The organism is Pseudomonas baltica, assembly GCF_014235765.1.
Lineage (GTDB): Bacteria > Pseudomonadota > Gammaproteobacteria > Pseudomonadales > Pseudomonadaceae > Aquipseudomonas > Aquipseudomonas baltica.
Map to the genome: position 1 here is coordinate 328,331 of NZ_JACMYH010000001.1, position 21,832 is coordinate 350,162.

Here is a 21,832-nt window from a genome sequence, read left to right on the forward strand (position 1 = left end):
GGAGCGGTCCGTGGCCGCGAACCCGGCACCGCGGTGCATCGGTCGATTCGCGTTGCCCTTTTCGCGGCCGATGACCGCTCCTACGGGTGCATGCGATCTTCCGTAGGAGCGGTCCATGGCCGCGAACCGGGCACCGCGGTGCATCAGACAATACGCGTTGCTCCTTTCGCGGCCGATGACCGCTCCTACGGGCGCATGCGATCTTCCGTAGGAGCGGTCCGTGGCCGCGAACCAGGCGCCGCGGTGCATCAGACAATTCGCGTTGCTCCTTTCGCGGCCGATGACCGCTCCTACGGGAGATCGCCTGCGCTGAAAAAGTCAGCCCCGGCACAGGGCCAGGGCTGGGGGTGTTACCGGTTCAAACCTTACACCAGCGAAGCGATCGCGGCGTTCAGGGTTTCGCTGGGGCGCATGGCCTTGCGGGTCAGTTCGGCATCGGCATGGTAGTAGCCGCCGATGTCCACTGGCTTGCCCTGCACGGCGTTGAGCTCGGCGACGATCTTCGCCTCGTTCTCGGCCAGGGTCTTGGCCAGCGGCGCGAACTGCGCTTGCAGGGCGGCGTCGTCGTTCTGCTCGGCCAGGGCCTGGGCCCAGTACAGTGCCAGATAGAAGTGGCTGCCACGGTTGTCGATGTTGCCGACCTTGCGCGATGGCGACTTGTTGTTGTCGAGGAATTGGCCGGTGGCCTTGTCCAGGGTCGCTGCCAGTACCAGCGCCTTGGGGTTGTCGTAGGTGCTGCCCAGGTGCTCCAGCGAAGCGGCCAGGGCCAGGAACTCACCCAGGGAATCCCAGCGCAGGAAGTTTTCTTCGACCAGTTGCTGCACGTGCTTGGGCGCCGAACCGCCAGCGCCGGTTTCGAACAGGCCGCCGCCATTCATCAGCGGCACGATCGAAAGCATCTTGGCGCTGGTGCCCAGTTCCATGATCGGGAACAGGTCGGTCAGGTAGTCGCGCAGCACGTTGCCGGTCACTGAAATGGTGTCTTGCCCGGCACGAATGCGCTTGAGCGAGAAGGCCATGGCATCGACCGGAGACATGATCTGGATGTCCAGGCCATTGGTGTCGTGGTCTTTCAGGTATTTCTGCACCTTGTCGATCATCACCGCGTCGTGGGCGCGTGCCGGGTCGAGCCAGAACACCGCAGGGGTGCTGCTGGCACGGGCGCGGTTGACGGCGAGCTTGACCCAGTCCTGGATCGGCGCGTCCTTGGTCTGGCACATGCGGAACACGTCGCCAGTCTCGACCTTCTGCTCCATGAGCACGCGGCCATTGCTGTCGCTGACGCGGACCACGCCGTCGGCGGCAATCTGGAAGGTCTTGTCGTGCGAGCCGTATTCTTCGGCCTTCTGCGCCATCAGGCCAACGTTGGGCACACTGCCCATGGTGGTCGGATCGAATGCGCCGTGCTTCTTGCAGTCTTCGATGGCCGCCTGGTAGATGCTGGCATAGCAACGATCCGGGATCAGTGCCTTGGTATCCTGCAGCACACCCTCGGTGTTCCACATCTTGCCCGAGTCGCGGATCATGGCCGGCATCGAGGCGTCGACGATGACGTCGCTGGGCACATGCAGGTTGGTGATGCCCTTGTCGGAGTTGACCATGGCCAGGGCAGGGCGAGTGGCATAGACGGCCTGGACATCGGCTTCGATCTGCGCCTGCTGCTCGGCGGGCAGCGACTTGATGCGTGCGTACAGGTCACCGATGCCGTTGTTCAGGTTGAAACCTACCTGCTCCAGCACGTCGGCGTGCTTGTCCAGCGCCTCCTGATAGAACTCGGCGACGATCTGGCCGAACATGATCGGATCGGAGACCTTCATCATGGTGGCTTTGAGGTGAACGGAGAACAGCACGCCCTGTTTCTTGGCGTCCTCGATCTCGGCGGCCACGAAGGCGCGCAGGGCTTTTTTGCTCAGGGCGGCGCAGTCGATGATCTCGCCAGCCAGGACCTTGGTCTTTTCTTTCAGTACGGTGGTGCTGCCGTCGCTGCCGACCAGTTCGATCTTGACGCTGCCGTCGGCTTCGATCAGGGCACTTTTCTCGCTGCCGTAGAAATCGCCGCTGCTCATGTGCGCAACGTGGGACTTCGAGTCGGCGGCCCAGGCGCCCATCTTGTGCGGGTGCTTGCGCGCATAGTTCTTGACCGACAGTGGTGCGCGGCGGTCGGAGTTGCCTTCACGCAGTACCGGGTTCACGGCGCTGCCCTTGACCTTGTCGTAGCGGGCGCGGGTGTCCTTGTCGGCATCCGACTCGGCGCTGTCTGGGTAGTCGGGCAGGTCGAAGCCTTGGTCCTGCAGCTCTTTGATCGCCGCCTTCAATTGCGGCACCGAAGCGCTGATGTTCGGCAGCTTGATGATGTTGGCTTCAGGCGTGGTGGCCAGGGTGCCCAGCTCGGCGAGATCGTCCGGCACGGGTTTGCCGGCCTGCAGACGCTCGGGAAAGCTTGAAAGGATGCGCGCCGCCAGGGAGATGTCGCGGGTCTCGACGGCGATGTCCGAAGAAGCGGTGAAGGCTTCGATGATCGGCAGCAGCGAATAGGTGGCCAGGGCTGGCGCTTCGTCGGTGAAGGTGTAGATGATCTTTGAGCGGGTGGGCATAATCGAATTAACTCTCTTCTTTGCTGAGCGTGCACAGAATCTCGAGATGCGCAGGATAGGCGCTTTCGCTCGTTGTCATCAATGAGGCGAAAAATCGAGCATTGGTCGCGGTGATGTGGGATGCATCAGTAGAGCGTCAAGCGGTCGACCGGCAACAACGGCCCTCTCGCGACTCGCATGGGCGGTGCACGCGGGCGGACCGGTCCGACCAAGGTGACCCTGCGGTCACTGCGGCAGTATACCACTGGTCGCGGCGATGAATACTGTGTAGGGGGCACAAAGCTGGGCGGGTCGGCAACTGCCGGAAACGAAACAGGCCATCCGTGTGGATGGCCTGTCCGGGTGCACATTCGCAGCAATGACGGCGAGCAAGCGCTCACGTTGCACAGCATGCGCCCGAGGAACGCTTGCTCGCGATCACTGTTCCTGCGCCGCGATCATGCGTTCGCGGACTCTCGGGTCTCGTCACTGGTCGTCGCAACGCTGGCTTGCGTGACTTCCGCCTGCGTGATTGCGGTCTCCGCTGCCTGGATCTTTACGGCGTGCAGGCCCTTGGGGCCCTGGATAATCTCGAAAGCGACGGCCTGGCCGGCCTTCAGCGTCTTGTAACCCTCCATGGTAATGGCGGAAAAATGGGCGAAAAGATCCTCGGCCTGACCGTCTTCGATAATGAAGCCGTAGCCCTTGGCATTGTTGAACCACTTGACTTTACCACTGCGCATACCCATATCCCTCTGCAAAGGACTCCAGCTCTGGAGTATCATCCACTTCGTGCGCAACACAACCGATTGAAAAAATTTGGTTGACTGCGCGGACCTTTCTTCCCCAATGTGGGTTCTACTGTTTGTAACACCGTTTTGCCGATAGTCAAGGTCATGCGGCGACCGAGTCAAGATTCGGTCACAAGGTCAACCCACCACTTCTATTCGCTCAACGATGAATCTTCTTTCCATGCATGCATTCAGTCAGATTCGACTAACCTTCAATCAAGACCGCCCGCAGTCGCACGAGGACGATTCGGCAGGCATTGCCGTCCAGGAATCCAAGCCTGCATTGCAGGCCCCACCGATGTATAAGGTGGTTCTGTTCAACGACGACTACACCCCGATGGATTTCGTCGTCGAGATCCTCGAGGTTTTCTTCAATCTGAATCGTGAGCTGGCGACCAAGGTCATGCTGGCCGTCCACACAGAAGGACGGGCAGTATGCGGATTGTTTACCCGAGACATCGCCGAAACCAAGGCCATGCAGGTCAACCAGTACGCCAGGGAAAGCCAGCATCCGCTACTCTGTGAAATCGAGAAGGACGGTTAACGCCGACCACTTGGGTATGAGGTGAAGCTATGTTAAACCGCGAGCTCGAAGTCACGCTCAATCTTGCCTTCAAAGAAGCGCGCTCCAAGCGTCATGAATTCATGACCGTGGAACACCTTCTTTTGGCGCTATTGGACAACGAGGCAGCCGCCACCGTATTGCGGGCGTGCGGCGCCAATCTCGAAAAACTCAAACACGACCTGCAGGAGTTCATCGACTCCACCACGCCGTTGATCCCCGTGCATGACGAGGATCGTGAAACCCAGCCGACGCTGGGCTTCCAGCGTGTGCTGCAGCGTGCCGTGTTCCATGTACAAAGTTCGGGCAAGCGAGAAGTCACCGGCGCCAACGTGCTGGTGGCGATCTTCAGCGAGCAGGAAAGCCAGGCCGTGTTCCTGCTCAAGCAGCAGAGCGTGGCGCGCATCGATGTGGTCAACTACATCGCGCACGGTATTTCCAAGGTCCCTGGTCACGGTGACAGCTCCGAAGGCGAGCAGGAAATGCAGGACGAAGAAGGCGGTGATACCTCTTCGTCGAGCAACCCGCTGGATGCCTATGCCAGCAACCTCAACGAGCTGGCTCGCCAGGGTCGCATTGATCCACTGGTCGGTCGCGAGAGCGAAGTCGAGCGCGTCGCGCAGATTCTCGCTCGTCGCCGCAAGAACAACCCGTTGCTGGTAGGCGAAGCAGGCGTCGGCAAGACGGCGATTGCCGAAGGCCTGGCCAAGCGCATCGTCGATAGCCAGGTGCCTGATCTGCTGGCGAACAGCGTCGTGTATTCCCTCGACCTGGGCGCACTGCTGGCCGGTACCAAGTACCGCGGCGATTTCGAGAAGCGCTTCAAGGCGTTGCTTGGCGAGCTGAAGAAGCGTCCGCAGGCGATCCTGTTCATCGACGAGATCCACACCATCATCGGTGCGGGTGCTGCGTCGGGCGGGGTGATGGATGCGTCCAACCTGCTCAAGCCGCTGCTGTCCTCCGGTGATATCCGCTGCATCGGTTCGACCACCTTCCAGGAATTTCGTGGCATCTTCGAGAAAGACCGCGCCCTGGCACGTCGTTTCCAGAAGGTCGACGTGTCCGAGCCTTCGGTGGAAGACACCATCGGCATCCTGCGTGGCCTCAAGGGGCGGTTCGAGCAGCACCACAACATCGAATACAGTGACGAAGCACTGCGTGCGGCCGCCGAGCTGGCGTCGCGCTACATCAATGACCGACACATGCCCGACAAGGCCATCGACGTCATCGACGAGGCAGGTGCCTACCAGCGCCTGCAGCCTGAAGCCAATCGAGTCAAGCGTATCGAAGTGCCTCAGGTCGAAGACATCGTGGCCAAGATCGCGCGGATTCCGCCGAAGCACGTAACCAGTTCCGACAAGGAGCTGCTGCGTAACCTGGAGCGTGACCTCAAGCTCACTGTGTTTGGCCAGGACGCTGCCATTGACTCGCTGGCCACGGCCATCAAGCTGTCGCGCGCCGGGTTGAAGGCGCCGGACAAGCCCGTGGGTTCGTTCCTCTTCGCCGGCCCTACCGGTGTCGGCAAGACCGAGGCTGCGCGCCAGCTGGCCAAGGCCCTCGGCGTGGAGCTGGTGCGTTTCGACATGTCCGAGTACATGGAGCGTCACACCGTATCGCGTCTGATTGGTGCGCCACCGGGTTATGTCGGGTTCGACCAGGGCGGTCTGTTGACCGAAGCCATCACCAAGCAGCCGCATTGCGTGCTGCTGCTCGATGAAATCGAAAAGGCTCACCCCGAGGTCTTCAACCTGCTGCTGCAGGTCATGGATCACGGCACCCTGACCGACAACAACGGACGCAAGGCGGATTTCCGCAACGTGATTCTCATCATGACCACCAACGCGGGTGCCGAAACCGCTGCGCGGGCCTCGATCGGGTTTACCCATCAGGACCACTCATCCGACGCCATGGAAGTGATCAAGAAAAGCTTCACGCCGGAATTCCGCAACCGCCTGGATACCATCATCCAGTTCGGTCGCCTCAGCCACGAAGTCATCAAGAGCGTGGTCGACAAGTTCCTCACCGAACTGCAGGCGCAGCTGGAAGACAAGCGTGTGCAGCTTGAAGTCACCGATGCCGCGCGCGGCTGGCTGGCGGCAAGTGGCTACGACGTGCAGATGGGCGCACGCCCGATGGCGCGCTTGATCCAGGACAAGATCAAGCGTCCGTTGGCGGAAGAGATCCTGTTCGGCGAGTTGGCCGAGCATGGTGGTGTGGTGCACATCGACATCAAGGATGGCGAGCTGACCTTCGATTTCGAAACCACGGCTGAGATGGCATAACGGCTCGACGCGGCTTGCGCCGCTGCTATAGGGGTTTGTACGGTCCCTGTAGCAGCGGCGCAAGCCGCTTAGCTTTTGGTGTCCAAATCCCACGCAAGCAAAAACGCCCGGCAATGCCGGGCGTTTTCATGTGTCTCGGTTCAGCGAGCGCGGTAGGTGATGCGCCCTTTGCTCAAATCATAGGGCGTCAGTTCAACACGCACCTTGTCACCGGTCAGAATACGAATGTAGTTCTTGCGCATCTTGCCGGAGATATGCGCGGTTACGACGTGCCCGTTTTCCAACTCCACGCGAAACATGGTGTTGGGCAGGGTGTCGACGACAGTGCCTTCCATTTCGAAGCTGTCTTCTTTCGACATGCAGTAAAACCCTCGGTATCCAGTTGATGGCCCGGTGCAACTGCGCCAGGCAAAAGCGGCGTGCATTGTGCCCGAAAAAGGGGGCTCAAGCCAAGGGGTTCAGTTAAGTGTTACCCATCTCTGGTTGATAAGCAGCTCGATGGGTCGATATTGGGTCTTGTAATTCATCTTCTGGCAGTTCTTGATCCAGTAGCCCAGATAGACCGCATCCAGGTTCAATCGCCGTGCTTCCTCGATCTGCCACAGGATCGCCAGACGGCCCAGGCTGCGCCGCTCTTCGGTCGGCTCGTAGAAGGTATACACGGCGGACAGCCCGTTGGGCAGCAGGTCGGTCACGGCCACCGCCAGCAGCCGGCCTTCCAGGCGAAATTCGTAGAAGCGCGAAAACGGCAGGTCTCGGACCAGAAACGTCGAAAACTGATCACGGCTGGGCGGAAACATGTCGCCATCGGCGTGGCGCTGTTCGATATAGCGCTGGTAGAGGTCGAAATACTCTTCGCTGAAGCGGGGGGTGGCACTCGTCACCTGGACGTCGTGATTGCGCTTGACGATGCGTTTCTGCTGGCGCGAGGGGGTGAAGCCTGCCGTGGGAATGCGTGCCGGCACGCACGCGTTGCAGCGCTGGCAGTGCGGCCGGTAGAGGTGGTCACCGCTGCGGCGGAAACCCATATCCGAGAGGTCGGCGTAGACGTGGACGTCCATCGGCTGGCTCGGATCGAGAAACAAGGTCGTGGCTTGCTCGTCGGGCAGGTAGCTGCACGAATGGGGTTGAGTGGCATAGAACTTCAGGCGCGCCAACTCAGTCATGATGAACCCTCGGAATGAAACCATTGCATCAAGTGTAAGCCAGTGCCGGAGAACTCGCCTAGCGCTGCCATGTCGCGCTATTGGGTTGGTCGAGGTATTGGCTCAGATAATCGGCGAACTGATCTCGGGCGATGCTTCTTGCGCCCAGGCTGTGCAAGTGCTCGGTGGGCATCTGGCAGTCGATCAGCACGAAACCGGCCTGGTGCAGATGCTCGACCAAGGTTACGAAGCCAACCTTGGAGGCGTTGTCGGTGCGGCTGAACATGGATTCGCCGAAGAACAGTTGGCCCATGGCCAGGCCATAGAGCCCACCTACAAGCGTCTCGCCGTCCCACACCTCGACCGAGTGCGCGTGCCCTTGCTCGTGCAGGGTGAGGTAGGCGCGTTGCATGTCGCCGGTTATCCAGGTGCCGTCGGTGTAGTCGCGCGGCCCTGCGCAGGCAGCGATGACAGCGGAAAAGTCCTGGTCGAAGGTTACCGTGAAGCGTTGCTGGCGCAGTACCTTGCGCAGGCTGCGTGACACGTGCAGTTCGGCGGGCATCAGCACGGTACGCGGATCCGGCGACCACCAGAGAATCGGCTGGCCGTCCTCGAACCAGGGGAAGCAGCCATGCCGGTAGGCCTGCACCAGCCGCTCGGGGCTGAGGTCACCACCGGCTGCCAGCAGCCCATTGGGCTCGCGCATCGCCTTGCTCAGGGGAGGAAAGACCAGTTCGTTTCGTTTGAGCCACGTCAGCATGATTGTTCGCTACGGCAGGGGAGGGTGGTACCAAGGGCAGTGAGTTCATCCTGCCATGATCCGGTCGGCACGCCAATGCGCGGCAGCAAGGCCAGGCAGCCAGGGCGACCGAGCTTTCATGTAACTTTTTCAGGCAATTGCAGTCCCATGTCACTGTTCTTCAAGATTGGCTCGTAAGGCCTTGTCGGCAAACACAAAGCACCGCTGAATCGCATTTCGTGCGTCGCCTGATTCGAAGCTGAATGGCGCACGGCAAGCGACGCTTATATTGCAGATGCGCGAATTGCCGACAAAGCCGTACAATGCGATCTTTGCAGGGCCTGTTGTCCACCGATAGTGGCCATTTGCTGTATTTTTGTCATCCATCAGTTGCGTGCTTTGACAGGCGCAGGAAATCAAGCGTTTTGAAGAAATCCACTGCCTCATCCGCTCCCGCATCGGTGCCCGTCTGGCGCCAGCAAATGCATTATCGCCTCAAGGAAGGCGCACTGATCGCCATGGGCGCGCTGTGCCTTTATCTGTGGATGGCGTTGTTGACCTACGACCAGACCGATCCTGGCTGGAGCCACACCAGCAGCAACATGGACCAGGTCCAGAACGCTGCCGGCCGGGCCGGTGCATTCGCCGCCGACATTCTGTTCATGGTCCTGGGCTATTTCGCCTACATCTTCCCCCTGCTGCTGGCCGTCAAGACCTGGCAGATCTTCCGTCAGCGCCACGAGCCCTGGCAGTGGAGCGGCTGGTTGTTCTCCTGGCGCCTGATCGGGCTGGTGTTCCTGATCCTCTCCGGCGCGGCCCTGGCCCATATCCATTTCCATTCCGCCGGCAGCCTGCCGGCGTCCGCCGGGGGCGCGCTGGGTCAGAGCCTGGGTAACCTGGCGCTCAACGCGTTGAACATCCAGGGCAGTACGCTGTTGTTCATCGCATTGTTTCTGTTCGGCCTGACCGTGTTCACCGACCTGTCCTGGTTCAAGGTCATGGACATGACCGGCAAGATCACCCTCGACCTGCTCGAGCTGATGCAGGGCTCGGCCAGCCGCTGGTGGGCGGCGCGTGCCGAACGCAAGCAACTGGTTGCCCAACTGCGGGAAGTCGACGAACCGGCCTACGCTGCGCCCAGGGTCAGCGAGCCGCGCGATGTCGCCAAGCCCAGGCCGGTGCGGCCTGCGCCTGTGGAACCGACCCTGCAGAGCCGTCCGGTGGCGCCCATCGCGCCGGTCGCGATGGCGGCGCCGGTCGCGGCCAGCCAGCCCGTGCGGCCTGCAGTGCCGATCAAGCCGTTGAGCGAAGAAAGTACCCAGGGCGCGCCCAGCGGCAAGCCGCCCGAGCAGAGCGCGCGGGTGCAGAAGGAGAAGCAGGCTGCATTGTTCGTCGATAGCGCCGTGCAGGGCACCTTGCCGCCGATTTCCATTCTCGATCCCGCCGAAGAGAAGAAGGTCAACTATTCGCCGGAGTCGCTGGCGGCCGTGGGCCAGTTGCTGGAGGTGAAACTCAAGGAATTCGGCGTGGAAGTAACCGTCGACTCCATTCACCCCGGCCCGGTGATCACCCGTTACGAGATCCAGCCGGCGGCCGGCGTCAAGGTCAGCCGCATCTCCAACCTGGCCAAAGACCTGGCGCGTTCGCTGGCGGTGCTCAGTGTCCGTGTGGTCGAAGTCATTCCCGGCAAGACCACCGTCGGTATCGAGATTCCGAACGAAGACCGGCAGATCGTGCGTTTCTCCGAAGTGCTGTCCTCGCCCCAGTACGACGAGGCCAAGTCGCCTGTGACCATGGCGCTAGGCCACGATATTGGCGGCAAACCGGTGATCACCGACCTGGCCAAGATGCCTCACCTGCTGGTCGCCGGTACCACCGGTTCCGGCAAGTCGGTGGGGGTCAACGCGATGATTCTGTCGATCCTGTTCAAGTCGGGCCCGGAAGACGCCAAGCTGATCATGATCGACCCGAAGATGCTCGAATTGTCCATCTACGAGGGCATTCCGCACCTGCTTTGCCCCGTGGTCACCGACATGAAGGATGCCGCTAACGCGTTGCGTTGGAGCGTTGCCGAGATGGAGCGACGCTACAAGCTGATGGCGGCCATGGGCGTGCGCAACCTGGCAGGCTTCAACCGCAAGATCAAGGACGCCGAAGAGGCCGGGACTCCCCTGAGCGACCCGCTTTACAAGCGCGAAAGCATTCACGACGAGGCGCCGCTGCTCAAGACCCTGCCGACCATCGTGGTGGTCGTGGACGAATTCGCCGACATGATGATGATCGTCGGCAAGAAGGTCGAAGAGCTCATCGCGCGTATCGCGCAGAAGGCCCGTGCCGCCGGTATCCACCTGATCCTCGCCACCCAGCGACCCTCGGTGGACGTCATCACCGGCCTGATCAAGGCCAACATCCCCACGCGCATGGCGTTCCAGGTATCGAGCAAGATCGACTCGCGTACCATCATCGACCAGGGCGGTGCCGAACAACTGCTGGGTCACGGTGACATGCTCTACATGCCGCCGGGCACCAGCCTGCCGATTCGCGTGCACGGCGCCTTCGTTTCCGACGAAGAGGTGCATCGCGTGGTCGAGGCGTGGAAGCAGCGTGGTGTGCCCGACTACAACGAAGACATTCTGGCCGGCGTCGAGGAAGCCGGCAGTGGCTTCGAGGGCAGCAGTGGCGGCGGCGATGGCGACGACAGCGAAAGCGACGCGCTCTACGACGAGGCAGTGAACTTCGTGCTGGAAAGCCGTCGTGCGTCCATCTCGGCGGTACAGCGCAAGCTCAAGATCGGCTACAACCGCGCGGCGCGCATGATCGAGTCCATGGAAATGGCCGGTGTGGTCACGCCGATGAACACCAATGGCTCGCGCGAAGTGATCGCGCCGGGCCCGATGCGCGACTGATGCAACGCTCGCGCCTTACCCTAGAACGAGGATTCCCATGCGCCTGATTCGCATGCTGTTGGTTTCTGCCCTGGCCCTGGCCAGCCTGTCGGTACATGCCGACCAGAAGGATGTGGCGCGCTTGACGCAACTGCTGGAGAAATCCCAGACGTTGACCGCGCGTTTTTCCCAGCTGACCCTGGACGGCAGCGGTACCCAGTTGCAGGAGACCGCCGGGCAGATGGCCCTGCAGCGGCCTGGCCTGTTCAACTGGCACACCGACGCGCCGCAGGAGCAACTGATGGTCTCCGACGGCAAGAAGGTTTCGCTGTGGGACCCGGACCTGGAGCAGGTCACCATCAAGACCCTCGACCAGCGCCTGACCCAGACCCCGGCGCTGCTGTTGTCCGGTGACGTGTCGAAGATCAGCCAGAGCTTCGACATCAGTGCCAAGGAAGCCGGCGACGTGATCGATTTCGTGCTCAAGCCCAAGACCCGCGACACCTTGTTCGATTCGTTGCGCCTGTCGTTCCGCAAGGGTGTGATCAACGACATGCAACTGATCGACAGCGTGGGCCAGCGCACCAATATCCTGTTCATGAACGTCCGGGCCAATGAGCCGATCGCCGCGAACAAATTCAAGTTCGACATCCCCAAAGGGGCGGACGTGATCCAGGAATAATTCGAGGTCGATTGTCGCCCCATGGACCTGTTTCGCAGTGATCCCATTGCCCAGCCGCTGGCCGCGCGTCTGCGCGCCAGCAACCTGGACGAATACGTCGGCCAGGAGCATCTGCTCGCCCGCGGCAAGCCGCTGCGCGAGGCACTGGAGCAGGGCGCCCTGCACTCGATGATCTTCTGGGGGCCACCGGGCGTGGGCAAGACCACCCTGGCACGGCTGCTGGCGAAGGTGTCCGATGCTCACTTCGAAACCGTGTCGGCGGTGCTCGCCGGGGTCAAGGAGATTCGCCAGGCGGTCGAGGTGGCCAAGCAGCAGGCGGGCCAGTATGGCCGTCGCACGATTCTGTTCGTCGATGAAGTGCACCGTTTCAACAAGTCCCAGCAGGATGCGTTCTTGCCCTACGTGGAAGACGGTACGCTGATCTTCATCGGCGCCACCACCGAAAATCCCTCGTTCGAACTCAACAACGCCTTGCTCTCGCGAGCCCGCGTGTATGTGCTCAAGAGCCTCGACGAGGCGGCGCTGCGGCGTCTGGTCGACCGTGCGCTGAACGAAGAACGCGGCCTGGGCAAGCGCCGACTGCGCCTGGGCGACGAGGCCTTTGCCATGCTCATGGCCGCTGCCGACGGTGACGGACGCAGGATCCTCAACCTGCTGGAGAATGCCTCCGACCTTGCCGAGGACGGCGAGGAAATAGGCGTCGAGCTGTTGCAGAGCCTGCTCGGCGATACCCGCCGACGCTTCGACAAGGGCGGCGAGGCGTTCTACGACCAGATATCGGCCTTGCACAAATCGGTGCGCGGCTCCGATCCGGATGCGTCGCTGTACTGGTTCGCACGCATGCTCGACGGCGGTTGCGACCCGCTCTATCTGGCGCGGCGGGTGGTGCGCATGGCCAGCGAAGACATCGGCAATGCCGATCCGCGGGCGCTGCCGCTGTGCCTGTCGGCGTGGGATGTGCAGGAGCGCCTGGGCAGCCCCGAAGGCGAGCTGGCGGTGGCCCAGGCCATCGTTTACCTGGCGTGTGCACCCAAGAGCAATGCCGTGTACATGGGCTTCAAGGCGGCGATGCGCGAGGCGGCCGAACATGGCTCGCTGGAAGTGCCACTACATTTGCGCAACGCCCCGACCAAACTGATGAAGCAGCTGGGCTACGGCGACGAGTACCGCTATGCCCACGATGAGCCCGACGCCTATGCAGCCGGCGAAGACTACTTCCCCGAGCAATTGAGCCCACGCCACTACTATCGTCCCGTGCCGCGCGGCCTGGAATTGAAGATAGGCGAAAAGCTCAAGCACCTCGCCAGCCTGGACGACAGCAGTCCACGGCGGCGGAGAAAGGCGTGATCCCGACCATTGTCGCGGTATCCCTGGGTGGGGTGGTCGGCACACTGCTGCGCCTGTTCACCGCGACCTACATCAATGCGAACTGGCCACGTCTGTTCTATACCGGTACGCTGGCCGTCAATATCATCGGTTGCCTGATCATCGGCTACCTGTATGGCCTGTTCATGATTCGCCCGGACATTCCGGTCGAGATCCGTTCGGGATTGATGGTGGGGTTCGTGGGTGGCCTGACCACCTTCTCGTCATTTTCGCTGGACACCGTGCGCCTGCTCGAAAGCGGCCAGGGGCTGGTTGCCATGGGCTACTGCGCTGTGAGCGTATTCGGCGGCCTGCTGGCCACCTGGGCCGGCCTGGCACTGACTAAAATCTGACCAATACTGATAAACGAGAGACCGACATGCTCGATTCCAAACTGTTACGTAGCCAGCTTCAGGACGTAGCGGATCGCCTTGCCAGCCGTGGCTATGTCCTGGATGTGGCGCGCCTCGAGGCGCTGGAAGCCCAGCGCAAGACCGTGCAGACCCGCACCGAACAACTGCAGGCCGAGCGCAATGCGCTGTCCAAGTCCATTGGCCAGGTGATGAAAAGCGGCGGCGATGTCGACGCGCTGAAAGCGCAGGTCGAGTCCATTGCCGAGGAGCTGGGTCGTGGCAAGGCGGAGCTGGAACAGCTGCAGGGCGAGCTCGACGGTATTGCCCTGGGCATTCCCAACCTGCCCCACGAATCGGTGCCGATCGGCGAGGACGAAGACGGCAACGTCGAGGTCCGCCGCTGGGGAACGCCGACCACCTTCGATTTTCCGGTGCAGGACCACGTTGCCCTCGGTGGCAAGTCGGGTGGCCTGGATTTCGAGACGGCTGCCAAGCTGTCCGGCGCACGCTTTGCCATCATGCGTGGGCCGATTGCGCGCCTGCATCGCGCACTGGCGCAGTTCATGATCAACCTGCACGTCAGCGAACACGGCTACGAAGAAGCCTACACCCCGTACCTGGTGCAGGCCCCGGCCTTGCAGGGCACCGGTCAGTTGCCCAAGTTCGAGGAAGACCTGTTCAAGATCAGCCGTGAAGGTGAAGCCGATCTGTACCTGATCCCCACAGCCGAAGTGTCGCTGACCAACATCGTGGCCGGCGAAATCCTCGATGCCAAGCTGCTGCCACTCAAGTTCGTCGCCCACACGCCGTGCTTCCGCAGCGAAGCCGGCGCGTCGGGCCGCGATACCCGCGGCATGATCCGTCAGCACCAGTTCGACAAGGTCGAGATGGTCCAGGTGGTCGAACCGTCGAAATCCATGGAAGCCCTCGAAAGCCTGACTGCCAACGCCGAGCGCATCCTGCAGGCGCTCGAGTTGCCGTACCGGGTACTGGCCCTGTGCACCGGCGACATGGGCTTCAGTGCGGTGAAAACCTACGATCTGGAAGTCTGGGTGCCGAGCCAGGACAAGTACCGCGAGATATCCTCGTGCTCCAACACCGGGGATTTCCAGGCGCGGCGCATGCAGGCACGCTTCCGCAACCCCGAGACAGGCAAACCCGAGCTGGTTCATACCTTGAACGGTTCGGGCCTGGCAGTCGGTCGCACCTTGGTGGCCGTGCTGGAGAACTACCAGCAGGCCGACGGCAGCATCCGCGTGCCCGAAGTACTCAAGCCCTATATGGGCGGCCTCGAGGTCATCGGCTAAATGGAGTTTCTGCCGCTGTTCCACAAATTGCGCGACAGCCAGGTGCTGGTGGTAGGCGGGGGCGAGATCGCCCTGCGCAAATCGCGCCTGCTGGCCGAGGCTGGCGCGGTGTTGCGCGTGGTCGCTCCGAGCATCGACCCGCAGCTTGCCGATCTGGTGCGCGGCAGCGGCGGGCAGATGCTCGACAGGGGTTACCTGAGCAGCGATCTGGACGGCTGCGTGCTGGTGATCGCCGCCACCGATGACGAACCGCTCAACGCCCAGGTGTCGGCCGATGCCCGCGCGCGCTGTGTGCCGGTCAATGTGGTCGATGCGCCAGCACTGTGTACGGTGATCTTTCCGGCCATCGTCGACCGCTCACCCTTGGTGGTGGCAGTGTCCAGTGGCGGCGACGCACCGGTCCTGGCGCGGCTGATCCGCGCCAAGCTGGAAACCTGGATTCCATCCACCTATGGCGAGCTGGCCGGCCTGGCAGCGCGCTTTCGGCAGAAGGTCAAGGCGCTGTACCCGGATGTTACCCAGCGCCGTGCGTTCTGGGAGGAAGTGTTCCAGGGCCCGATCGCCGATCGCCAGTTGGCCGGGCAGGGCGCCGAGGCCGAACGCATGCTCCAGGCGAAGGTCGACGGTGCACCGCCCCATGCCCCCGGTGAGGTCTATCTGGTGGGCGCTGGCCCCGGTGACCCGGACTTGCTGACCTTCCGCGCCCTGCGCTTGATGCAGCAGGCCGATGTGGTGCTCTACGACCGCCTCGTCGCGCCGGCGATCCTCGACCTGTGTCGTCGGGACGCCGAACGTGTGTATGTCGGCAAGCGTCGCGCCGAGCATGCCTTGCCGCAAGACCAGATCAACCAGCAACTGGTGGCCTTGGCCAAGCAGGGCAAGCGCGTGCTGCGTCTCAAGGGCGGCGATCCGTTCATATTCGGCCGGGGCGGCGAAGAGATCGAGGAATTGGCGGCCCACGGTATCCCATTCCAGGTGGTACCGGGCATCACCGCAGCCAGCGGCTGTGCGGCGTATGCCGGCATTCCCCTGACCCACCGCGACTATGCGCAATCTGTGCGTTTCGTCACCGGGCACTTGAAGAACAACACCAGTGATCTGCCGTGGCACGATCTGGTGTCCCCAGGGCAGACGCTGGTGTTCTACATGGGCCTGATCGGCCTGCCGATCATCTGCGAACAGCTGATTCGCCACGGTCGCGGCGCGGATACACCGGCGGCGTTGATCCAGCAGGGCACCACGGTAAACCAGCGGGTGTTCACCGGCACCCTGGCGGACCTGCCGCGGATGGTCGCCGAGCATGAGGTGCATGCACCTACGCTGGTCATCGTTGGCGAAGTGGTGGTGCTGCGCGAGAAACTCGCCTGGTTCGACGGCGCGCAGTATCGCTGACGAGCACAGACCGGCGCCGGGTGTCGCTGACAGGCGACAGCCGTTACTTGGGAATGGGCTGGATGTCCTGAATCACCGCGTTGCTGCGTCGGACCAGTACGAAGTTGTCGCCGATCTGCACCCACTGGCTGTCCGGGTCGGGTTGCTTGAGCCCCGAGGATTTCCACCCGATGAAAGCTGAATCGGGTTGGGCATAGGCTGCCGGAACACGGTCGCCCTTGCCCAGGGAAACCAGCTCGGTGGCGTTGCCGGGCGGGCGGAATACCTCGATGGCAAGCGTGACAGGCGATGCGGCCGACAACAGAGCGCCGGTGATGCACAGCGAAGCGAACAGCATGCGGGTCATGGGGGAACTTCCTCTAATCAACCTATTGGCCAAGCTGCAACGATCAACGCGGAACCAGAGGCCACGCAATGTGGTGAACAGGTTCCGAAGAGACGGCTGAGCTTGACGTCTTCCAGTCTGAGATCTCGATTTTTTCAACCGAATCAACCTTAGTATGCCAATTGTACAGCATGCCAAGCGTACTTGAAAAAGCTTCGACAGCAAGTAAGAAAATGCGCAAAGGCAACGCACGCAAGCTCCCATCTGTTCCAAAAATGTAACTTTGCATTACATTAGCTAAGCATGGGAAATTTCCTCTATTTTTCTCCGCCTTGCGACGATTAAAGTTGTTGAAAAATAAATGCGTCATTTTGCGTGTGTGTCATGTATGGAATACAGGATGCCAGTGAGTGCTGAATTTCGTCGGTTTCAAATATTGGTGGGCGGTTGAAATGGCTATAAAAAACAAAATTCTACAATGCTCTGGGCTGGCGTGGATGTTTGTGATGCCGCAAGATGTTGTTGCTCTATCTGTCAATGGCCCTGATCCGTTGAATTTTAATATTCCCTTTAGTCCGACTATCGGGAATGGGTTGAATGTCGGTACGTATGGGTACGGACGAGTGAATATTACAAACGGCGCAAAAGTGACAAGTCATTCAGTGGGAGTTGGATCTGGTCAACTGGGTGTTGACGCCGGTTCTGAGGGAGTGGTGGTTGTCTCCGGATCAGGTTCTCGCTGGAATAGTACAGGAGACACCAAAGTGGGGGTCAATGGTAAAGGCCTCCTGGTTGTAGATAGCGCGGCGCGTGTTTCTGTAGGTGAGTCGCTCGAGGTCGGAGTAGAAGGGGATTCGATCGGTAGCGTAGTGGTAAGTAATGGCAGCTCTCTATCTGTCGAGAACACGCTAGATGTCGGTGGGGAAGACTTTTCGCAGGGTAGCGTAAGCGTTACTGGAGGGAGCGTTATAAATGTTGTGGGGGCAGGTGTAGGCTCTATAACGCTCGGTAGAGCAAGCAACTCGGCTGGGGACTTAATTGTTTCGGGGGACGGCTCGACCGTGAATGCGGCTGAAGTTACGGTTGTGGGTAAAGGTGGCAGTGGCATGCTCACGCTTCAGAATAAAGGTGAGCTACACACCAATAAGCTGGTTTTGGCGGATGCCGCTGGTTCAAGCGGAGTGCTTTACATAGGTTCTTCAAATATTGACGCTCCGTCCGAAGCGGGTTCGCTGAACTCAACCGAGGGCGTTTGGCTCGGTGCCGGCGATGGCAGTATTGTTTTTAACCATACTGCATCGGATTATGAGTTTGCAGCGGCTATTAAAGGAGGTGGTTCAGCGTTGATTGCAAAAGGCCGAACGATATTGACCGGTGAGAGCACATACAGTGGGTTGACTAAATTAGTGGGTGGAGTGCTTGAGGCAGGAGGTATGAATGTCTTCAGTAAGAACTCTGATTACACTGTATTTGAAGGCGGGGCCTTATCGCTCAATGGATACGGCCAAACGTTGGGAGGGTTGACCAATAGTGGTGTTGTTTCGTTGCAAGGGCCGCGTGCTGGTGCGGTACTCACAATTGATGGGAATTATACAGGAGGCAATGGATTGTTGATTTTCAACTCAGTGCTAAATGGCGATGAATCCGTGACGGATCGCTTGGTAGTCTTGGGGGATACTTCTGGTCTTACAAAAGTTAGCGTCAATAATTTGGGCGGATCAGGTGCCTCGACACTGAACGGGATAGAACTTATCACCGTCCAGGGCAATTCTTTAGCTCAGTTCGAGCAGGCCGGCCGAATCGTAGCCGGGGCTTATGATTATCGTCTCGTAAGGGGGGAAGGCGCCAATAGTGGGAATTGGTATTTGGACAGTGGAACTTCTGAGGTGCCAGAAATACCTCAGTCGCAAACTATTCGGCCTGAGGCGGGGTCTTACTCTGCAAATCTCGCGATGGCAAATGCTTTGTTTGAAACCAGGTTGGAGGATCGGCCCGGCTCGCGAGATTACACTGATCCACTGAGTGGCGAGCAAAAGACAACGCGTTTGTGGATGAAAACTATCAGGGGGTATGCCCAGGGCGTAGATGTCAGCGGTCAGCTGAGTACTCACTCCGACCGTCAGGCTGTGATGATAGGTAGTGATATTGCATCAGGGGCGACAGGGAAAGGAGGAGGGTGGCGAGTAGGCGCATTGGCAGGTTATGGCAGCGGCACCAACGACACTTCATATAAACTTAATTCATACGACTCAAAAGGGCGAGTTTCAGGCTACTCAATAGGCGTTTATAGTACTTGGTACGAAGATGCCGTAGATGAAATGGGTGCTTATATCGACGGTGTACTTCAGTACAGTTGGTTCGATAATTCGGTAAAAGGTGAGGGTTTAAATGGCGAGCAGTACAAGTCTCGTGGTCCCGTTGCTTCGGTAGAAGTTGGCCGTGTGATGGAGGTTTCCAAGTTCCGCGGTTTTTCATTTTACATTCAGCCCAAAATGAAATTGGCTTGGTCCAACATAAAAGCTGAAGATCACATTGAGCGGAATGGAACCGTGGTGAGATTTGGTAATGAGAGCGGTATTTACACTCATTTGGCAGTGAGAGCATTTCTGAAAAATATAGATCGCGGCTCATCAGCAGGGACTGAGATCAAGCCCTACGTAGAGGCGGGATGGATTCACAGTGACAAGGTATATAGTGTCAATATGGATCGTGTGAAAATCTCCCAGGATGGGTATCGGGATGTTGGAGAAATAAAGCTGGGTGTGGAGGGCGAAGTAACTTCTCGACTTGGCCTGAGCGGGGCAGTTGGCCATCGATTCGGTGGCCGAAATTACAGCGACAGTGTTGCCGAGGTGAGTTTGACCTACGGGTTTTAGGTAGGTCGAACTACACCAAGGCTGAGCGTGCCATTCTCCATCCATTCACCACACGCTGGCCAGTGCGTGTTGCCTGCTGCCGGATCAGTCTCGCGCCAGAGCCAGGGCTACACCTTGCCCACCGCCAATGCACAGGGTGGCCAGCCCCTTGCTGGCATCGCGACGCAGCATCTCGTGCAGCAAGGTGACCAGTACCCGGCAGCCGGAAGCCCCTATCGGGTGACCCAGGGCAATGGCGCCGCCGTTGACGTTGACCTTGTCGGCGTCCCAGCCCAGCACTTGGCCAACCGACAGCGCCTGCGCCGCGAAGGCTTCGTTGGCTTCGATCAGGTCCAGTTGCTCGAGGCTCCAGCCGGCCTTCTCCAGGCAGCGGCGAGTGGCCGACACCGGAGCGATGCCCATCACCGCCGGATCCACGCCGGCATTGGCATAGGCGGCAATGCGTGCCAGCACCGGCAGGCCCAGTGCCTGGGCCTTGGTCGCACTCATCAGTAGCACGGCCGCGGCGCCATCGTTGAGCGACGACGCATTGCCAGCGGTGACGCTGCCGTCGGCTTTGAAGGCCGGCTTGAGCTTGCCCAGGCTTTGCGCCGTAGTGTCGGCACGGGGCTGCTCGTCTACAGCGAACTGCACGGGCTCGCCTTTGCGCTGGGGCACGGCAATGGGGGTGATTTCATCGACGAAACGACCGGCTTCGATGGCCGCCACGGCCTTTTGCTGGGACTGCGCAGCGAACGCATCCTGGGCTTCGCGGCTGATGCCGTGCTGTTCGGCCAGGTTTTCTGCGGTAATGCCCATGTGATAGTCGTTGAAGACATCCCACAGGCCGTCCTTGATCATGCTGTCGACCAGCGCGGCATTGCCCATGCGCAGACCGGTGCGTGCGGCCGGCAGCAGGTAAGGCGCCAGGCTCATGTTCTCCATGCCGCCGGCGATGATCACCTCGGCGTCGCCGCAGCGGATGGCCTGGGCGGCCAGGTGCACGGCTTTGAGCCCTGAACCGCAGACCTTGTTCAACGTCATGGCCGGCACGGCGCTGGGCAGGCCGGCGAACATCGCCGCCTGGCGCGCGGGGTTTTGCCCGGCGCCCGCGGTAAGCACCTGCCCAAGAATGACCTCGTCGACCTGTGCAGGATCCAGATCGGTCTGTGCGATCAGTCGGCGAATCACCGCAGCGCCCAGCTCGACGGCGGGTACGCTCGCCAGCGAGCCCTGGAAACTGCCGACGGCGGTGCGTGTGGCGGCAACGATAACGACGTCTTGCATGAAGGAGTCCTCGGTAGGGCGGCCGGTGGCCTTGTTCTTGTAGGAAGCGGATGGCACCGCTCAACGTACCGGACACACAGCGACGGCACAGAGTGATTGTCGGCCCTGTGCACTGATTTGATAAGTTGCATTTTCAAACGGGTTTATAAGAAAAGCAGAACAATGCCACAGACCAGCGCCCGCACTCAGCCGCCAGTCATGTTCATGAAGCGCACTACCTGCACGTCATCGTCGAGGCGAAAGTTGTGGCTCCACGGCTTGAGCTGCATGGCCTGAATAATCGCCTGCTCGAGCAGCTCGGGTTGGCCGGGGTGCTCGCGCAGCACGCTTTTCAAGTCTGCCGAATGCTCGTTGCCCAGGCACAGCAGCAGACGGCCTTCGACGGTCAGGCGCACGCGGTTGCAGGTCGCACAGAAGTTGTGGCTGTGCGGGGAAATGAAACCGATGCGCGTGCCCGGCGCCTGGGGGATGCGCCAGTAGCGCGACGGGCCCTGGGTGGAGTCGGCGGACGGCAGCAGCTCGTAACGCTCGGCGATGCGTGCGCGTACCTGATCACTCGAGTAGAAGGCTTCGGCGCGGCTGTGCTCGCTGATGGCCCCCAGGGGCATCTCCTCGATGAAGGAAATGTCCAGGCCGCGGTCGATGGCAAAGGTCACCAGGTCGACGACTTCGTCGTCGTTGCGACCCTGCATGACCACGCAGTTGAGCTTGGTATGGTGGAATCCGGCCGCGTTGGCCGCGTCGATGCCGGCAATTACCTTGTTCAGGTCGCCGGTACGAGTGAGCTCACGAAAACGCGCTGGATCGAGGCTGTCCAGGCTGATGTTCAGGCGCTTGACGCCGGCGTCGAACAACGGCTGGGCCAGGGCTTCCAGGCGCGAGCCATTGGTGGTCATGCACAGTTCTTGCAGGCCGGGCAGGGCCGCGATGCGTCGGCACAGGTCAACGATGCCCGAGCGCACCAGCGGTTCCCCTCCGGTCAGGCGAATCTTGCGAGTCCCCAGGGCGACGAAGCTTGCGGCCACCTGCTCGAGTTCCTCGAGGCTGAGGATCTGCTGGCGCGGCAGAAACGTCATGTCTTCGGCCATGCAGTACACGCAGCGAAAATCGCAGCGATCGGTGACCGACAACCTCAGGTAATCGACTTTGCGGGCGAAGCCATCGTGCAGGGTGCGCTCAGGGGTGTGCATCGGGGGTACCAGTAAAGGGCATGACCATTTCGACTGCCAACGCCATGCAGGCGTTGCAAAAAAAATACAGACCTTGAAGGTACGCGCCACACCGGGGTC

18 protein-coding genes are annotated in these 21,832 nt (G+C 60.7%); 9 read left to right on the forward strand and 9 right to left on the reverse strand.

Annotation, left to right across the window (positions count from 1 at the left end; translation table 11 throughout):
• Positions 1-365 precede the first annotated feature (365 nt).
• Both H7993_RS01630 and cspD read right to left on the reverse strand, forming a co-directional pair.
• Positions 366-2,594, reverse strand: coding sequence for an NADP-dependent isocitrate dehydrogenase (locus H7993_RS01630; protein WP_185793208.1), 2,229 nt, complete (start codon positions 2,592-2,594; stop codon positions 366-368).
• Positions 2,595-3,031: 437 nt separating this feature from the next.
• On the reverse strand, positions 3,032-3,316 hold the full coding sequence (cspD, locus tag H7993_RS01635; protein ID WP_185793209.1) for a cold shock domain-containing protein CspD: 285 nt from the start codon (positions 3,314-3,316) through the stop codon (positions 3,032-3,034).
• 229 nt (positions 3,317-3,545) lie between these two features.
• Here cspD and clpS point away from each other — a divergent pair, with 229 nt between their 5' ends.
• Positions 3,546-3,908 (forward strand): ATP-dependent Clp protease adapter ClpS, encoded by a 363-nt coding sequence (gene clpS / locus H7993_RS01640; RefSeq protein ID WP_043190060.1) that lies wholly within the window; start codon positions 3,546-3,548, stop codon positions 3,906-3,908.
• Between the two features lie 29 nt (positions 3,909-3,937).
• On the forward strand, positions 3,938-6,208 hold the full coding sequence (clpA, locus tag H7993_RS01645; protein WP_122477768.1) for an ATP-dependent Clp protease ATP-binding subunit ClpA: 2,271 nt from the start codon (positions 3,938-3,940) through the stop codon (positions 6,206-6,208).
• A gap of 140 nt (positions 6,209-6,348) precedes the next feature.
• Here the strand turns inward: clpA and infA are convergent, their stop codons facing one another.
• The 4 genes from infA to H7993_RS01665 all read right to left on the reverse strand — a co-directional run bounded on the left by infA (position 6,349) and on the right by H7993_RS01665 (position 8,539).
• On the reverse strand, positions 6,349-6,567 hold the full coding sequence (infA, locus tag H7993_RS01650) for a translation initiation factor IF-1 (RefSeq protein WP_002553999.1): 219 nt from the start codon (positions 6,565-6,567) through the stop codon (positions 6,349-6,351).
• A 99-nt stretch (positions 6,568-6,666) separates the two neighbouring features.
• Positions 6,667-7,374, reverse strand: coding sequence for an arginyltransferase (locus H7993_RS01655; protein ID WP_185793210.1), 708 nt, complete (start codon positions 7,372-7,374; stop codon positions 6,667-6,669).
• Between the two features lie 58 nt (positions 7,375-7,432).
• Positions 7,433-8,113, reverse strand: a complete 681-nt coding sequence (aat, locus tag H7993_RS01660; protein WP_185793211.1) for a leucyl/phenylalanyl-tRNA--protein transferase — start codon at positions 8,111-8,113, stop codon at positions 7,433-7,435.
• A gap of 150 nt (positions 8,114-8,263) precedes the next feature.
• On the reverse strand, positions 8,264-8,539 hold the full coding sequence (locus H7993_RS01665) for a hypothetical protein (RefSeq protein ID WP_185794219.1): 276 nt from the start codon (positions 8,537-8,539) through the stop codon (positions 8,264-8,266).
• On the opposite strand from H7993_RS01665, the gene H7993_RS01670 reads away from it, so the two are divergent.
• From H7993_RS01670 to cysG, 6 genes are read left to right on the forward strand one after another with little or no spacing between them, the layout of a single operon-like run.
• A complete protein-coding gene (locus tag H7993_RS01670; protein ID WP_244646815.1) occupies positions 8,518-10,998 on the forward strand; it encodes a DNA translocase FtsK in 2,481 nt (826 codons plus the stop codon). The genes H7993_RS01665 and H7993_RS01670 overlap by 22 nt on opposite strands.
• A 37-nt stretch (positions 10,999-11,035) precedes the next feature.
• On the forward strand, positions 11,036-11,659 hold the full coding sequence (gene lolA, locus H7993_RS01675) for an outer membrane lipoprotein periplasmic chaperone LolA (RefSeq protein WP_122477774.1): 624 nt from the start codon (positions 11,036-11,038) through the stop codon (positions 11,657-11,659).
• A gap of 21 nt (positions 11,660-11,680) precedes the next feature.
• Complete coding sequence (locus H7993_RS01680; RefSeq protein WP_122477775.1) at positions 11,681-13,006, forward strand: replication-associated recombination protein A; 1,326 nt, start codon at positions 11,681-11,683, stop codon at positions 13,004-13,006.
• Positions 13,003-13,377 (forward strand): fluoride efflux transporter CrcB, encoded by a 375-nt coding sequence (gene crcB, locus H7993_RS01685; RefSeq protein ID WP_122477777.1) that lies wholly within the window; start codon positions 13,003-13,005, stop codon positions 13,375-13,377. Before H7993_RS01680 ends, crcB begins: the two co-directional genes overlap by 4 nt.
• A gap of 26 nt (positions 13,378-13,403) precedes the next feature.
• Complete coding sequence (serS, locus tag H7993_RS01690) at positions 13,404-14,684, forward strand: serine--tRNA ligase (protein ID WP_185793212.1); 1,281 nt, start codon at positions 13,404-13,406, stop codon at positions 14,682-14,684.
• Entirely contained in the window at positions 14,685-16,076 is a 1,392-nt protein-coding gene (gene cysG / locus H7993_RS01695) for a siroheme synthase CysG (RefSeq protein ID WP_122477780.1), read from the forward strand.
• A gap of 43 nt (positions 16,077-16,119) precedes the next feature.
• Here the strand turns inward: cysG and H7993_RS01700 are convergent, their stop codons facing one another.
• Complete coding sequence (locus H7993_RS01700) at positions 16,120-16,422, reverse strand: RcnB family protein (RefSeq protein WP_185793213.1); 303 nt, start codon at positions 16,420-16,422, stop codon at positions 16,120-16,122.
• A 389-nt stretch (positions 16,423-16,811) separates the two neighbouring features.
• Between H7993_RS01700 and H7993_RS01705 the strand changes: the two genes are divergently transcribed.
• Positions 16,812-19,277, forward strand: a complete 2,466-nt coding sequence (locus H7993_RS01705; RefSeq protein ID WP_185793214.1) for an autotransporter outer membrane beta-barrel domain-containing protein — start codon at positions 16,812-16,814, stop codon at positions 19,275-19,277.
• Between the two features lie 84 nt (positions 19,278-19,361).
• On the opposite strand, the gene H7993_RS01710 is transcribed toward H7993_RS01705, so the two are convergent.
• A complete protein-coding gene (locus tag H7993_RS01710; RefSeq protein ID WP_185793215.1) occupies positions 19,362-20,543 on the reverse strand; it encodes an acetyl-CoA C-acetyltransferase in 1,182 nt (393 codons plus the stop codon).
• Positions 20,544-20,728: 185 nt separating this feature from the next.
• Entirely contained in the window at positions 20,729-21,733 is a 1,005-nt protein-coding gene (gene moaA, locus H7993_RS01715) for a GTP 3',8-cyclase MoaA (protein ID WP_185793216.1), read from the reverse strand.
• Positions 21,734-21,832 lie beyond the last annotated feature (99 nt).

What these genes read in the sequence shown, in the direction of transcription:
- serS (WP_185793212.1), top strand. Translation starts at nt 13,404, where the DNA reads ATGCTCGATTCCAAACTGTTACGTAGCCAGCTTCAGGACGTAGCGGAT.
- cysG (WP_122477780.1), top strand. Translation starts at nt 14,685, where the DNA reads ATGGAGTTTCTGCCGCTGTTCCACAAATTGCGCGACAGCCAGGTGCTG.
- aat (WP_185793211.1), bottom strand. Translation starts at nt 8,113, where the DNA reads ATGCTGACGTGGCTCAAACGAAACGAACTGGTCTTTCCTCCCCTGAGC.
- clpS (WP_043190060.1), top strand. Translation starts at nt 3,546, where the DNA reads ATGCATGCATTCAGTCAGATTCGACTAACCTTCAATCAAGACCGCCCG.
- H7993_RS01680 (WP_122477775.1), top strand. Translation starts at nt 11,681, where the DNA reads ATGGACCTGTTTCGCAGTGATCCCATTGCCCAGCCGCTGGCCGCGCGT.
- H7993_RS01655 (WP_185793210.1), bottom strand. Translation starts at nt 7,374, where the DNA reads ATGACTGAGTTGGCGCGCCTGAAGTTCTATGCCACTCAACCCCATTCG.
- lolA (WP_122477774.1), top strand. Translation starts at nt 11,036, where the DNA reads ATGCGCCTGATTCGCATGCTGTTGGTTTCTGCCCTGGCCCTGGCCAGC.
- infA (WP_002553999.1), bottom strand. Translation starts at nt 6,567, where the DNA reads ATGTCGAAAGAAGACAGCTTCGAAATGGAAGGCACTGTCGTCGACACC.
- H7993_RS01700 (WP_185793213.1), bottom strand. Translation starts at nt 16,422, where the DNA reads ATGACCCGCATGCTGTTCGCTTCGCTGTGCATCACCGGCGCTCTGTTG.
- H7993_RS01710 (WP_185793215.1), bottom strand. Translation starts at nt 20,543, where the DNA reads ATGCAAGACGTCGTTATCGTTGCCGCCACACGCACCGCCGTCGGCAGT.
- H7993_RS01665 (WP_185794219.1), bottom strand. Translation starts at nt 8,539, where the DNA reads ATGAGGCAGTGGATTTCTTCAAAACGCTTGATTTCCTGCGCCTGTCAA.
- H7993_RS01630 (WP_185793208.1), bottom strand. Translation starts at nt 2,594, where the DNA reads ATGCCCACCCGCTCAAAGATCATCTACACCTTCACCGACGAAGCGCCA.
- cspD (WP_185793209.1), bottom strand. Translation starts at nt 3,316, where the DNA reads ATGCGCAGTGGTAAAGTCAAGTGGTTCAACAATGCCAAGGGCTACGGC.
- moaA (WP_185793216.1), bottom strand. Translation starts at nt 21,733, where the DNA reads ATGCACACCCCTGAGCGCACCCTGCACGATGGCTTCGCCCGCAAAGTC.
- clpA (WP_122477768.1), top strand. Translation starts at nt 3,938, where the DNA reads ATGTTAAACCGCGAGCTCGAAGTCACGCTCAATCTTGCCTTCAAAGAA.